The sequence below is a fragment of the Streptomyces sp. NPDC057963 genome (assembly GCF_042887155.1).
Lineage (GTDB): Bacteria > Actinomycetota > Actinomycetes > Streptomycetales > Streptomycetaceae > Streptomyces.
In genome coordinates this window covers 88,094-101,466 of sequence record NZ_JBHVPX010000013.1, presented here as the reverse complement: position 1 = coordinate 101,466, position 13,373 = coordinate 88,094, and the positions used below count along the sequence as shown (strand labels likewise).

At 71.6% G+C, this 13,373-nt stretch carries 10 protein-coding genes; 9 read left to right on the top strand and 1 reads right to left on the bottom strand.

Going from position 1 to position 13,373, the window contains the following annotated elements; translation table 11 throughout:
• The first annotated feature begins 197 nt into the window (after positions 1-197).
• The 6 genes from fmt to ACFVT1_RS27915 all read left to right on the top strand — a co-directional run bounded on the left by fmt (position 198) and on the right by ACFVT1_RS27915 (position 7,910).
• Positions 198-1,130: a methionyl-tRNA formyltransferase gene (fmt, locus tag ACFVT1_RS27940; protein ID WP_389800312.1), complete on the top strand. Its 933-nt coding sequence runs from the start codon at positions 198-200 to the stop codon at positions 1,128-1,130.
• 125 nt (positions 1,131-1,255) lie between these two features.
• The gene (locus tag ACFVT1_RS27935; protein ID WP_389800310.1) at positions 1,256-2,689 is read left to right on the top strand and encodes an RsmB/NOP family class I SAM-dependent RNA methyltransferase; all 1,434 of its coding nucleotides are present in this window, start codon (positions 1,256-1,258) and stop codon (positions 2,687-2,689) included.
• A 454-nt stretch (positions 2,690-3,143) separates the two neighbouring features.
• Entirely contained in the window at positions 3,144-4,175 is a 1,032-nt protein-coding gene (locus tag ACFVT1_RS27930) for an alpha/beta hydrolase (RefSeq protein WP_389800309.1), read from the top strand.
• A gap of 421 nt (positions 4,176-4,596) precedes the next feature.
• Complete coding sequence (locus tag ACFVT1_RS27925) at positions 4,597-5,559, top strand: hypothetical protein (protein WP_389800307.1); 963 nt, start codon at positions 4,597-4,599, stop codon at positions 5,557-5,559.
• A 486-nt stretch (positions 5,560-6,045) separates the two neighbouring features.
• On the top strand, positions 6,046-6,729 hold the full coding sequence (rpe, locus tag ACFVT1_RS27920; RefSeq protein WP_389800306.1) for a ribulose-phosphate 3-epimerase: 684 nt from the start codon (positions 6,046-6,048) through the stop codon (positions 6,727-6,729).
• A gap of 164 nt (positions 6,730-6,893) precedes the next feature.
• The gene (locus tag ACFVT1_RS27915) at positions 6,894-7,910 is read left to right on the top strand and encodes a sugar-binding transcriptional regulator (protein WP_389800585.1); all 1,017 of its coding nucleotides are present in this window, start codon (positions 6,894-6,896) and stop codon (positions 7,908-7,910) included.
• Positions 7,911-8,017: 107 nt separating this feature from the next.
• Here ACFVT1_RS27915 and ACFVT1_RS27910 read toward each other — a convergent pair whose 3' ends face one another.
• Entirely contained in the window at positions 8,018-9,040 is a 1,023-nt protein-coding gene (locus ACFVT1_RS27910; protein WP_389800304.1) for a terpene cyclase, read from the bottom strand.
• Positions 9,041-9,347: 307 nt separating this feature from the next.
• Here ACFVT1_RS27910 and ACFVT1_RS27905 point away from each other — a divergent pair, with 307 nt between their 5' ends.
• The 3 genes from ACFVT1_RS27905 to ACFVT1_RS27895 all read left to right on the top strand — a co-directional run bounded on the left by ACFVT1_RS27905 (position 9,348) and on the right by ACFVT1_RS27895 (position 13,039).
• A complete protein-coding gene (locus tag ACFVT1_RS27905) occupies positions 9,348-10,814 on the top strand; it encodes a GuaB1 family IMP dehydrogenase-related protein (RefSeq protein ID WP_389800302.1) in 1,467 nt (488 codons plus the stop codon).
• Positions 10,815-11,015: 201 nt separating this feature from the next.
• Positions 11,016-12,473, top strand: coding sequence for an aldehyde dehydrogenase family protein (locus ACFVT1_RS27900; protein ID WP_389800300.1), 1,458 nt, complete (start codon positions 11,016-11,018; stop codon positions 12,471-12,473).
• Between the two features lie 110 nt (positions 12,474-12,583).
• Positions 12,584-13,039, top strand: a complete 456-nt coding sequence (locus ACFVT1_RS27895) for an Lrp/AsnC family transcriptional regulator (protein ID WP_351202323.1) — start codon at positions 12,584-12,586, stop codon at positions 13,037-13,039.
• The last annotated feature ends 334 nt before the right edge of the window (positions 13,040-13,373 follow it).

Below are 13,373 nucleotides of genomic sequence, written 5' to 3'. Positions count from 1 at the left end.
TCGGGCCGCACCGTGGCGGCTCGCTTCGGTCAATCTCTCTTGACCAACGCGTCAGCCGTGGATCTGGTCACGCTGGAGGGGCGCGTGCGCATATCCAAGGGGCGCGCAGTGGTGCGTACGCCCCCCGGGCGCCCGGCCCATAGACTTGTGCGTTGCTCGTCACCGTACGTTTCGGCCTGAGAGGCAGTCAGCCACCCATGAAGCTCGTCTTCGCAGGCACCCCCGAGGTAGCCGTACCCGCCCTGGACGCCCTGATCGCCTCCGGCCGGCACGAGGTGGCCGCCGTCGTCACCCGGCCCGACGCCCCCGCCGGGCGGGGCCGCCGCCTGGTCGCCAGCCCCGTCGCCGAGCGTGCCGAGGAGGCCGGGATCGAGGTGCTCAAGCCCGCCCGTCCGCGCGACGAGGACTTCCTGGCGCGGCTGCGGGAGATCGCCCCGGACTGCTGTCCCGTCGTCGCCTACGGGGCACTGCTGCCCAAGACCGCGCTCGACGTACCCGCCCGCGGCTGGGTCAACCTCCACTTCTCCCTGCTGCCCGCCTGGCGCGGCGCGGCTCCCGTGCAGCACGCGGTCATGGCCGGGGACGAGGTGACCGGTGCGTCGACCTTCCTGATCGAGGAGGGACTCGACTCCGGCCCGGTGTACGGCGTCCTCACCGAAGAGGTGCGGCCCACCGACACCAGCGGCGACCTGCTCACCCGGCTGGCGTTCGCCGGCGCGGGGCTGCTGGTCGCGACCATGGACGGCATCGAGGACGGCACGCTGCACGCCGTGCCGCAGCCCGCCGACGGCGTCACCCTCGCACCGAAGATCACCGTCGAGGACGCCCAGGTGCAGTGGTCCGCCCCCGCTCTGCGGGTCGACCGGGTGGTGCGCGGCTGCACACCCGCCCCGGGGGCCTGGACGCTGTTCCGCGGGGAACGGCTGAAGCTGATCCAGGCGGTGCCCGTACTGGACCGCGCCGACCTGGCCCCCGGCGAACTGTCGGCAGCCAAGAACAATGTGTACGCGGGCACCGGATCCCACGCCGTCGAGCTGCTCTGGGTGCAGCCGCAGGGCAAGAAGCCGATGCGGGCCGCGGACTGGGCCCGCGGGGTGCGGATCGTCCACGGCGAGCTGCTGGGCAGCTGAGGGCTGTCCCATCATCCCCGGCGGGCCACCAGGGACCACGGGACAACCCTTGGCGGGACCCGGTCCGGGGCGGCGACGTACGCTGGGAGGGTTCGCCCCCTCACCATCAGCGGAGCACCTTTCACGTGAACGACCAGCAGCGTCGCCGTCCCGCCAAGCCGCATCGCCGCCCCAAGAAGGACCCCGTCCGGTTCCTCGCCTTCGAAGCGCTCAGGGCCGTCGACGAACGCGATGCGTACGCCAACCTCGTCCTGCCCCCGCTGCTGAAGAAGGCCCGGGCCAAGGGCGACTTCGACAGCCGGGACGCGGCGCTGGCGACCGAGCTGGTCTACGGGACGCTGCGCCGCCAGGGGACGTACGACGCCATCGTCGCGGCCTGCATCGACCGGCCGCTGCGCGAGGTCGATCCGCCGGTCCTCGATGTGCTCGACATGGGTGTGCACCAGCTGCTCGACACCCGCATCCCCACCCATGCCGCCGTCTCCGCCAGCGTGGAGCTGGCCCGGGTGGTGCTCGGCGAGGGGCGGGCGAAGTTCGTCAACGCCGTCCTGCGGAAGGTCTCCGCGGACGACCTCGACGGCTGGGTGGCGCGCGTCGCCCCGTCGTACGACGAGGACGCCGAGGACCACCTCGCGGTCGTGCACTCGCATCCGCGCTGGGTCGTCTCCGCCCTCTGGGACGCGCTGGGCGGTGGCCGCGCAGGGATCGAGGACCTCCTCGAAGCGGACAACGAACGGCCCGAGGTCACGCTGGTCGCCCGTCCCGGCCGTGCCACCACCGATGAGCTGCTCACCGCCCTCGGCGACGGCAACGGCCTGCCGGGCCGCTGGTCGCCCCATGCCGTACGGATGGGCGAGGGCGGCGAGCCCGGCGCCCTCACGGCCGTGCAGGAGGGCCGCGCCGGGGTCCAGGACGAGGGCAGCCAGCTGGTGGCCGTCGCCCTCGCCAACGCGCCGGTGGAGGGCAGCGACACCCGCTGGCTCGACGGCTGTGCCGGGCCCGGCGGCAAGGCCGCCCTGCTGGCAGCCCTGGCCGCCGAACGGGGCGCCGCCCTGCTCGCCGCCGAGAAGCAGCCGCACCGGGCCCGCCTCGTGGCGCGCGCGCTGGCCGGCAACCCCGGCCCGTACCAGGTGATCACCGCCGACGGCACCCGCCCGCCGTGGCGGCCCGGTACCTTCGACCGGATCCTGATGGACGTGCCGTGCTCCGGCCTCGGCGCGCTGCGCCGCCGCCCGGAGGCGCGCTGGCGGCGCCGCCCGGAGGACCTGGAGGGCTTCGCACCGCTGCAACGCGGGTTGCTGCGCGAGGCGTTGAAGGCGGTACGGGTCGGCGGCATCGTCGGCTACGCGACCTGCTCGCCGCATCTCGCGGAGACCCGGGTCGTCGTCGAGGACGTGCTCAAGGGGCGAGGCGGGGAGCCGGTCGAGGCGGAGTGGGTCGACGCCCGCCCGCTGATGCCCGGAGTGCCCGCGCTCGGCGACGGTCCCGACGTCCAGCTGTGGCCGCACCTGCACGGCACGGACGCGATGTACCTGGCGCTGCTGCGGCGTACCGCCTGACCCGCCCGCCCGCCCGTGTCCGTGTCCGCGTCCGACGTTGGAGCGCCTCCTGCGCACCGGCCCGTTCCCCTTCGGTCCGGCCCCTGCCCGGACGGTGGGGCCGGGGACGGTGGTGGGCCACGGAAGCCGGTGCCCGGGGCAGCGGCCCGGGTGGTGTTCGAGCCGGTGCCCCGGTCCGGTGGTTCGCGTCCCACCGAGGGAAGCGGCACATTCCGGGCCGGTACCGGGCCGCGGCGGCGGAGTCGTTGGCGGGGCCCGAGCCGCGCGACCTGTTTCCTTCGCTGAGGAGCGGTGGCCTCCGCCCGGCAGGTGATTGACTACGCCGTATGGACCTCGCGCGAGCGTTCCCTGTGTGCACGGACGTGCTGACGGGCTGTTCCGGTCGGGATGGCGACCGGTGCTTCCTCCGGTTTTTCCTCGCCCGGTGGGACGGCCTGGCGTGAGTGCCGGTGGCATGCCGTCGGACCCCGGCCCCGCCTCGGCGGCCCGGGACGCGCCTGCCTTCGACCGCGAACTCGGCGCGGCGCTGGCGGCTTTGGGGGACGAGGCGAGGGAGCCGTTCACCCCGGAGAACCTTGCGGCCCGGCAGGAACGGGATGCCGCGGCCCGGCCCAGGCCGACGGTCCGGGATCTCCGGGCCGACGGCCGCTTCGAGGTGGACGAGCTGTGTGTGCCGGGAGCGCCGGGCGGGCAGGACGTCACACTCGTCAGCGCACGGCCCGCCGGGATCGCCGGGCCGCTGCCGCTGCTGTACTACATGCACGGCGGCGGAATGATCATGGGCAACGCGTGGTCCGTACTTCCGCAGCTGCTTCGCGAATGGGCCCTCGCGTTGGAGCTGGCCGTGATCTCCGTCGAGTACCGGCTGGCACCGCGGGCGCAGTACCCCGGACCGGTGGAGGACTGCTACGCCGGATTCGTCTGGGCGGCTGCGCACGCGGCCGGACTGGGTATCGACGCGGACCGCATCGTCATCGGAGGAAAGAGTGCCGGTGGCGGGCTCGCCGCGGCACTGGCCCTGCTCACCCGTGACCGAGGCGGGCCCGCACCGATCGGGCAACTGCTCCTGTGTCCCATGCTCGACGACCGCAGCAACACCTTCTCCAGCCACCAGATGGCCGGCATCGACACCTGGGACCGAACCTCCAACGCAACCGCGTGGCAGGCGCTGCTGGGTGACCGGTACGGCGCTGCGGACCTGCCTGCCTACGCGGCTCCCGCCCGCGCCACGGACCTGTCCGGGCTGCCCCCGGCCTACATCGAGGTCGGGTCGGCCGAGACCCTCAGGGACGAGGACGTGGCGTACGCCCATGCGATCTGGCAGGCCGGTGGCCAAGCCGAACTGCACGTATGGCCCGGAGCCTTCCACGGCTTCGACACCTTCGCACCGCGGGCAGCTCTCAGCCAGGACGCCCGCGACGCCCGTTCCCGCTGGCTCAGGCGCGTCCTCACACAGTCCGACGCGAGCGGCGGACCTGCCCGCTGAGCCCGTTGCGGCCGCGGGACGAGGGACGTCCACCGCTCTCCTTGCCGTGCGACAACGCCGCCCCGTACTCCTGGCGGGCATCCCGTGCTGTCACATCGGGGTTCCGGCTCCGGTGGTGCGCCGAGCGACGGCGAGCCACCGGGCCCGGCGGGCCCGGCCCACCGCCGGATCACATCGCCCTTGCCCCCGGGGCCGGCATGTCCGGATGCCGGCGATGAACCCGCGTCACTCGGTACGCGCGACCATCCCTCGACGGGGACGATCGCGCCCTTCTCTGCCGGTACGCGATTCCGGAGCCGGCGACGTGGCGCCCTGGAGGTCTTGATCCACCGATGTCACCGATGTGGGGTGTCATCGCCCGGGGCGGGCGGGTAGGGATTGACCGCCTGTATAGAACAGGTGCTCTAGGGAGGGGATTCTCATGCAGTTCTGGATGCGCGCGAGACGGATCGGCGTGGCCCTGGCAGCGGGGCTCGCTCTCGCCGGGGTCGGGATCGGGGTCCAGGCGACACCGGCCCGGGCCCAGGCGGCACCGGCCGGGGCGACGGACGCGGAGCCGGTGGCGGTCTCGTCGTACTCGTACCGAAGCGAACAGGGTGACTGGGTCGGCGGCGGCGGGTCGGGCAGCTACGGCAGTGTGACGGTGAACAACAATGTCGTCGACCCCAGCCCTGAGAAAATCGTGCTTTCCACGAGTTTCTGGACGATCAAACTCGCCGCGCCCCGAGGGGAGCCGCTGCGGCCGGGGGTCTTCCGGGACGCCGAGCGTGTCTCTGTTCGTTCCGGGCGGGCGCCGGGCCTGGACGCCACCGGCTTCGACCGGGGGTGCAACGAGGTATTCGGCGGATTCACCGTCAACCAGATCGAGTTCGACGCATCGGGTCTGGCGACGCTGGTGGACCTGACCTTCACGCAGCGATGCGAGAGCGCTGACGCGCCCGCGCTCACCGGGGACATCAAGTACCGGGCGTTCCCTCTCTCCTACGCCTATACGAGCGAGGCCGGCGACTACATCGGAGGTGGGACCAGCAACAGCTACACCGGAGCCACCAGCCTCTTCCGGCTCACCGGCTCCGCGGACGGCATCGTCGGCTACACGGGGTCGGGCCAACGCGAAACGTGGAGTGTGCGGTTCGCGGCACCGGAGGGCGAGCAGCTTCAGGCGGGCCGCACCTATCAGACGGCCGACATCGGAGACGAGACCGCCGCGTTCCTCTCCGTCTCGCACGGCAGCCGCGGCTGCGGCGTCAGTACGGGGGAGCTCACCATTACCCGGCTCGCCATCGACGGCCAGGGCAAGGTCAAGGCCCTCGCGGCCACCTTCCTGCAGCGTTGTGAAGGAACGACAGCGGCTCTCCACGGCACCATCCACTACTACGCCTGACCGATCATGCCGGGCCGTCGGCCCACGGGACCGGGCGGTGGGGGCCGCCCGGAACACCCGGGGACGCACCGCGGACCGGAATCCGACGGCGGTCCGGGCCGACGGTCCGCCCGCCCCGTCTGCGCACGTGGTGGATCAAGCGGCGAAGCGGGTGGCGCCGTGCGCGAGGGCCCGCGCGAGGGAGGCGGCGGGGCGGGGAGCGGTCGCATCGGGCCGCGTACGTGGAATCGGGCGACCCGGCCGACTGGAGTCGCGGGCGGGCGGGCCCGGCGGTGGGCCGGGATCGGGAGACGCCATCGCCCGGCCCAGGTCCGAGACGGTCGGTATAACCCCAGGTCATCGGCGCGGAATGGGGCACCCCGAAGGGCACCCGCACCCCGGATCGCGCAGCGCGGGAGGCCCGGGTCCCCCGAACTGTAATGATCCCGTGAGGCTTTGGCCCGCACTGGGGCGGGGAAGTGGCGCGGAACATGGCAGGCTTGGCACATGGCCCAGATCAACCCCAGCATCCTGTCCGCCGATTTCGCCCGTCTCGCCGAGGAGGCGAAGGCGGTCGAAGGCGCCGACTGGCTCCACGTCGACGTGATGGACAACCATTTCGTGCCCAATCTGACCCTCGGCGTGCCCATCGTGGAATCGCTCAGCCGGGCCACGGACACGCCGCTGGACTGCCATCTGATGATCGAGGACGCGGACCGCTGGGCGCCGCAGTACGTCGAGGCGGGGGCCGGTTCCGTCACCTTCCACGTGGAGGCGGCGGCAGCCCCCGTACGACTGGCGCGGGAGATCCGGGCCAAGGGCGCCCGCGCCTCCATGGCGCTCAGGCCCGCGACTCCCATCGAGCCGTACGAGGACCTGCTCCCCGAGCTCGACATGCTGCTGATCATGACGGTGGAGCCGGGCTTCGGCGGTCAGGCGTTCCTGGACATCATGCTGCCGAAGATCCGCCGCACCCGTGAGCTCATCTCGAAGCACGGACTCGAACTCTGGCTCCAGGTCGACGGGGGAGTCTCCGAGTCGACCATCGAGCGGTGCGCCGAGGCCGGCGCGGATGTGTTCGTCGCGGGTTCGGCGGTGTACGGGGCCCAGGACCCGGCCGAAGCGGTGCGCGCACTGCGGGCCAGGGCCGACGAGGCCACCGCCTCGTCGGCCTGGGCGTGCCGCCACTGAAGCCGGAACGGGAGCCGGAACCCTCTCCGGTCCCCGATTGCGGGTCGGCCCGGCCAAGGGCAGATGAACGTGGTCCGACGGGACCGATCAAGGGTCGCCGGATCTGACAGGATGAACGGCGTATCGAGAGTGTGAACAGCAGTGAGGAGATCGCGGTGTCTGCAATGTCGGCGGGACGGTCCGCCCTGCGGATGGGGCCCGCGGAGCTGGTGCAGGCGGCGGCCATGGCCCGCCGCTTCTACCTCGAAGGAAAGTCGAAGATCCAGATCGCCGAGGAATTCGGCGTCAGCCGCTTCAAGGTGGCCCGGGTCCTGGAGACGGCTCTTGAGCGCGACCTCGTGAGGATCGAGATCCGTGTCCCCGCCGAGCTGGACGCCGAGCGCTCCGACGCGCTCCGGGCCCGCTACGGGCTGCGTCACGCGGTCGTCGTCGAATCCCCGGCGGAGGAGCAGGACGACGCACCCGACCCGGAGAACCTGGGGGAGGTCGCGGCCGATCTCCTCGGCGAACTGGTGAACGAGGGCGATGTGCTCGGCCTGGCCTGGGGCCGCTCCACGATCCACATGGCCGCGGCTCTCGACCGGCTGCCGCCGTGCACGGTCGTGCAGCTCACCGGGGTGTACGACGCGGGGACGGCCGAGCGCGGCTCGGTCGAGGCGGTCCGCCGGGCCGCCCAGGTGGCCGGCGGTGAGGCCCACCCGATCTACGCGCCGATGCTGCTCCCCGACCCGGCCACGGCCGCCGCGCTGCGCCACCAGACCGGTATCGCGCGTGCCTTCGAGTACTTCGACAAGGTGACGGTCGCCGCGGTGTCCATCGGCTCCTGGGAGCCGGGCATCTCGACCGTCCACGACATGCTCACGGACGAGGAACGGGCGCACTACGCGTCGCTCGGCGTCGCCGCGGAGATGTCCGCGCACCTCTTCGACGCGGAGGGGCGGCGGGTCGGCCGGGACCTGGGGGAGCGGTGCATCACGGTCGAGGCCGACCGGCTGCGCCGGATTCCCGAGGTGGTGGCGATCGCGGGCGGCCAGCGCAAGGCCGCGGCGATCGGTGCGGTGCTGCGGTCCGGGCTGGTCACCAGCCTGGTGACGGACACGGCTGCGGCGGAGTACCTGCTGACCGAGTCGGCGGCGCCGCGGCGTCCGGCGCTGGAGCGGGCGGATCCGGACGGAGTCTGACGCGGGTGGCGGGCGCCGGTGACCGGTTGCCGGGGCCGCCCTGAGGCCGTTGCGGAGACGGGCCCGGACAGTGGATGCGCTGTCCGGGCGGTGTCCGGCCCGGCGGCTCAGTCCCGGGCCACACCCAGGACCGTCGCTTCCAGGTACTCCTGCGGCTCCTCGTACTGGCTCACATCGGCCGGGTTGTAGCGGGGGGTCTGCCGCGACCAGTCCAGGTTGCCGCGCATCCAGCTCCGCATCCCGTCCAGGTACGGCACGAGCATCGAGCCCAGCTGCGGGTACGCGGCCAGCAGCTCGGCCTCGGCGGCGAGGAACCGCTCCGTCTCCGCGGCGATCCGGGCGCAGACGTGTTCGAGAGCCTGCCGCTCGCCGTACCCGCGGTGGTGCCGGACCAGGTGGACGAGGTTGTGGATCTCGCCGAGCACCTGCTCCTTCTCGTACGAGTACACGTCGTTGGCCCAGCACACGACGTTGCACGAGGCTTCCAGCGCGGTGATGAACCGGGAGTCGTTGTGGATCGACTCGGGTGCCTCGATCCCGGCCACGATCTCTATCAGGTCCATGCAGACATGTATCGCGCCGGTGTGGCGGCGCTTGGCGATGTACGTCTCCTCGGACGGCACCACGCCCGCGGCCCGGTTCCCGGCCTCCCAGGTGGTGGCCGTCGTGAGATACGTGGTCAGGTGCCAGCCGAACCGGGTGCGCCAGTGCGGGGCCGCGGTCGGCGTCGTCCGCTGCCAGAGATCGACCAGGGCGACCACGGCGGCGGGGAGCTCCTCGTCCGGCAGGTCGCCCGTGCCGTTGCCGTGGATCACGGACCGCATCACGTCGACCACGTCCCGCACCCGCTCCGGGCTGCGTCCGAGGTGACCGTCGTCGAGCTGGTCGTCGACGAGAAACAGCCAAACGAACCAGTCGGCGACGAGGTCGAGATTCCTGTCGTCGGCGGTCGGGTACACCATGCCGACGAACGCCCCGAAGTCCGCCTGCTCGAAGCGTTCCCTGGCTGAATCGCGGTGCACCAGACCGGTGTCGCGGGTCCAGGCGCCGAGGTGGACCCTGGTGTGCCCGACGTGCGGATTCGTCCGCTGGGGGAACGGGCAGTAGATGTCCGGCAGTTCGCTCTCCACGGGTGGGTCGTGATCCTCTCCGGTCGTACGTGTGACGGAAGTTGTGACCCTTCCGACTGTTCCCTCCGGGGCGTCGTGGCGACCCACGGGACCTGCGGGTTTTGAAGCTACCGGACCCCTTGTCACCAGGTCCAGGGAAGATGATCGCGAATGATTCGGATGCCGCTCGGACAGGGTCCGCCGGCACGGCAGGTTCCGCTTGCCCGAGCCCCCGCCCGGTTCCCTGGAGGAACATACGAACGCGGGGGTCGTTCGTTGTGCCTTCGGGGAAGCGACCCGCTCCGTTTCGTATGAAAAAATGAGCGTTATGCGTTTTCTTGAGCCCGGCACCGGTCGCTACACAGACTCTCCTTCGGTCCCGTACGACCTCACCTACGACGACGTCTTCATGGTTCCGGGCCGTTCGGCGGTCGGTTCCCGCCAGGGTGTCGATCTCTCCTCGCCCGACGGCACCGGCACCACCATCCCGCTCGTCGTCGCGAACATGACGGCCATCGCGGGCCGCCGGATGGCCGAAACGGTCGCCCGCCGGGGCGGGCTCGTCGTCATCCCCCAGGACATCCCGATCGAGGTCGTCACCGATGTCGTCTCCTGGGTGAAAACGCGCCACCTGGTGCTCGACACGCCGATCGTGCTGGCCCCCGGCCAGACGGTCGCCGACGCCCTGTCCCTGCTGCCCAAGCGCGCGCACGGCGCGGGTGTCGTCGTCGACGAGGAGCAGCGGCCCGTCGGTGTCGTGACCGACCACGACCTGACCGGGGTCGACCGCTTCACCCAGCTGTCCGAGGTCATGTCCAGGGACCTGGTGCTGCTCGACGCGGACATCGACCCGCGCGACGCCTTCAACAAGCTCGACGGCGCCCACCGCAAGCTCGCCCCCGCGGTCGACGCGGACGGGCGGCTCGTCGGCATCCTCACCCGCAAGGCCGCACTGCGCGCCACCCTGTACACCCCCGCCACCGACACCGGCGGCAGGCTGCGGATCGCCGCCGCCGTCGGGATCAACGGCGATGTCGCGGGCAAGGCCAAGCAGCTGCTCGACGCGGGCGTCGACACGCTGGTGGTGGACACCGCCCACGGCCACCAAGAGTCCATGATCAACGCGGTCCGGGCCGTCCGTGCGCTCGACCCGCAGGTGCCGATCGTCGCGGGCAACATCGTCGCCGCCGAGGGCGTGCGCGATCTCGTCGAGGCCGGCGCGGACATCATCAAGGTCGGTGTCGGCCCCGGCGCCATGTGCACCACCCGGATGATGACGGGTGTGGGCCGGCCGCAGTTCTCCGCCGTCCTGGAGTGCGCCGCCGAGGCGAAGAAGTACGGCAAGCACGTCTGGGCCGACGGCGGTGTCCGCCACCCGCGCGATGTCGCGATGGCGCTCGCCGCGGGTGCGTCCAACGTGATGATCGGTTCCTGGTTCGCCGGTACGTACGAGTCGCCCGGCGATCTCCAGCAGTCCGCCGACGGCCGCTTCTACAAGGAGTCCTTCGGCATGGCGTCCGCGCGCGCCGTGAAGAACCGCACGTCGGACGAGTCGGCGTACGACCGGGCCCGCAAGGCGCTCTTCGAGGAGGGCATCTCCACCTCCCGGATGTTCCTCGACCCGACCCGTCCCGGCGTCGAGGACCTGATCGACTCGATCATCGCGGGCGTCCGTTCCTCCTGCACCTACGCCGGTGCGGCCTCCCTGGAGGAGTTCGCGGAGAAGGCGGTCGTCGGGGTGCAGAGCGCCGCCGGTTACGCCGAGGGCAAGCCGCTGCACGCCAGCTGGAGTTGATCCCGCGGCCGCACCCGACGCCGGTGCCCCTCCGGGCCGTTCGTGCCCGGAGGGGCACCGGTGTCTTCGCAGGTGGCCGCGGGGCGGCGCGGATGTCCGATTCCGGGCCCTCGGATACCGTGACTCCGCACCTCAACCCCGTTGGGATGTAAGTAACATGAACCCCAATCAGCCGCCCGTTCCTCTGTGGTAAGGGATCTCATGTCCTTCTTCACCGACCTGGCCCATCAGTACATCGACGGAGAGTGGAGGCAGGGCAAGGGGTCCTGGGACATCGTCGACTTCAATCCGTACGACGGGGAGAAGCTCGCCTCGATCACGGTCGCCACGGCCGACGAGGTGGACCAGGCGTACCGGGCCGCCGAGACCGCCCAGCGGGCGTGGGGCGACACCAACCCGTACGCCCGGCGGCTGGTGCTGGAGCGGGCGCTGCGCATCGTCGAGGAACGCGAGCCCGAGATCAGCGACGCGATCGTCGCGGAGCTGGGCGGCACCCGGCTGAAGGCGGCCTTCGAGCTGCATCTCGCCAAGGAGTTCCTGCGGGAGTCGGTCCAGCTCGCACTGCGGCCCTCCGGACAGATACTGCCTTCGCCGACCGAGGGCAAGGAGAACCGCGTCTACCGGCTGCCCGTCGGTGTCGTGGGTGTCATCAGCCCCTTCAACTTCCCGTTCCTGCTGTCGCTGAAGTCGGTCGCCCCCGCCCTGGCGCTCGGCAACGCCGTCGTGCTCAAGCCGCACCAGAACACCCCGGTCTGCGGCGGCACGCTGGTGGCGAAGGTGTTCGAGGAGGCGGGACTGCCGGCCGGGCTCCTGAACGTCGTGGTCACCGACATCGCCGAGATCGGCGACGCACTGCTGGAGCACCCCATTCCGCAGGTCATCTCCTTCACCGGTTCGGACAAGGTGGGGCGGCACGTCGCCACGGTGTGCGCGGCGAACCTCAAGCGCGCCGTGCTCGAACTCGGCGGCAACAGCGCGCTCATCGTGCTCGACGACGCCGATCTGGACTACGCCGTGGACGCGGCCGTCTTCAGCCGGTACGTGCACCAGGGCCAGGTCTGCATGGCGGCGAACCGCATCCTGGTCGACCGGGCGGTGGAGAAGGAGTTCACCGAGAAATTCGTCGCCAAGGTCGCCTCGCTGCGGGTCGGTGACCCGGCGGACCCGGAGACGGTGATCGGCCCGCTGATCAACTCCTCGCAGGCCGAGGCCATTTCGTCGCTCGTCGACCAGACCGTCGAGGCCGGTGCCACCGCCCTGCTGCACGGCCGGGCCGACGGCAACGTGGTGAGCCCGTCCGTGCTGACCGGGCTGGCCGCCGATTCCCCCGTCCTCTCCCAGGAGATCTTCGGGCCGGTCGCACTCCTGGTTCCGTTCGACGGTGACGACGAGGCGGTACGGATCGCCAACGACACCCCGTACGGCCTGAGCGGCGCGGTGCACACCGGTGACATCGAGCGCGGCGTACGGCTCGGGCAGCGCGTCCACACCGGCATGATCCACATCAACGACGGCACGGTCCACGACGAGCCGATCGTCCCGTTCGGCGGCGAGAAGAGCTCCGGCCTCGGCCGGCTGAACGGCGACTCGATGGTCGAGGCATTCACCACCCAGAAGTGGATCTCGGTGCAGCACGGCCGCTCGCAGTTCCCGTTCTGACCGGTCACCCACTGCGGTGGGCGCGCCCGGCGGGGCGGCGCCGTGGTCTACTTCGGGGGCGGCCCTGCCGCCCCCGACACCGGCCATCGCAGAGAAGTGAACCGCCCGAAGTGCGCCTGAACGACCTCGACGAACGCATCGTCCACGCCCTCGCCGAAGACGCCCGGCGCTCCTACGCGGACATCGGCGCGATCATCGGCCTGTCCGCGCCCGCCGTGAAACGCCGGGTGGACCGGTTGCGCGCCGAGGGTGCGATCACCGGCTTCACGGTGCGGGTGGACCCGGCGGCGCTGGGGTGGGAGACCGAGGGGTTCATCGAGATCTACTGCAGCCGCAACACATCGCCGGAGGCGATCAAGCAGGGACTCGCCCGGTATCCGGAGATCGCGTCGGCCTCCACGGTGACGGGGGAGGCCGACGCGATCGTGCAGGTCTTCGCCGCGGACATGCGCCACTTCGAGCAGGTGCTGGAGCGGATCGCGGGCGAGCCGTACGTGGAGCGGACGAAGTCCGTGCTGGTGCTGTCTCCGCTGTTGCGGCGGTACTCGTCGGGGTCGCCGGAGTAACGGTGCCGGACGGCCGCCCGGCGGCCGCTCCGTCCTCGATCGCCCGACGGGTTCGGGAGACCGGGTGCGGAGTCTCGGGGAGAGGCGCCGGAGCGCCGTGGTGACGGTGCCGTCTCCACCCTCGGCCGGCCGGCTCGACGTGCGCCGGGCGGGCCTGGCCGTATCGGGCGGGGCACGCCGGGGTGAGACCTGAGTCACCTGCCTGACCTGCGAAGACAGGGTGCGCAATGAATCGCCGGGACAGGCTGTCCGGGCGCAATGGATCGACGGTGTACGCGCAACGGTCGCGCCTTGTCGGGCCCGCGCGGTGGACCGTACCGTCGATACGTCCCCA

Coding starts and splice junctions, on each gene's coding strand:
- ACFVT1_RS27900 (WP_389800300.1), top strand. CDS start 11,016: ATGTCCTTCTTCACCGACCTGGCCCATCAGTACATCGACGGAGAGTGG.
- ACFVT1_RS27930 (WP_389800309.1), top strand. CDS start 3,144: ATGCCGTCGGACCCCGGCCCCGCCTCGGCGGCCCGGGACGCGCCTGCC.
- ACFVT1_RS27905 (WP_389800302.1), top strand. CDS start 9,348: ATGCGTTTTCTTGAGCCCGGCACCGGTCGCTACACAGACTCTCCTTCG.
- fmt (WP_389800312.1), top strand. CDS start 198: ATGAAGCTCGTCTTCGCAGGCACCCCCGAGGTAGCCGTACCCGCCCTG.
- rpe (WP_389800306.1), top strand. CDS start 6,046: ATGGCCCAGATCAACCCCAGCATCCTGTCCGCCGATTTCGCCCGTCTC.
- ACFVT1_RS27925 (WP_389800307.1), top strand. CDS start 4,597: ATGCAGTTCTGGATGCGCGCGAGACGGATCGGCGTGGCCCTGGCAGCG.
- ACFVT1_RS27915 (WP_389800585.1), top strand. CDS start 6,894: ATGTCGGCGGGACGGTCCGCCCTGCGGATGGGGCCCGCGGAGCTGGTG.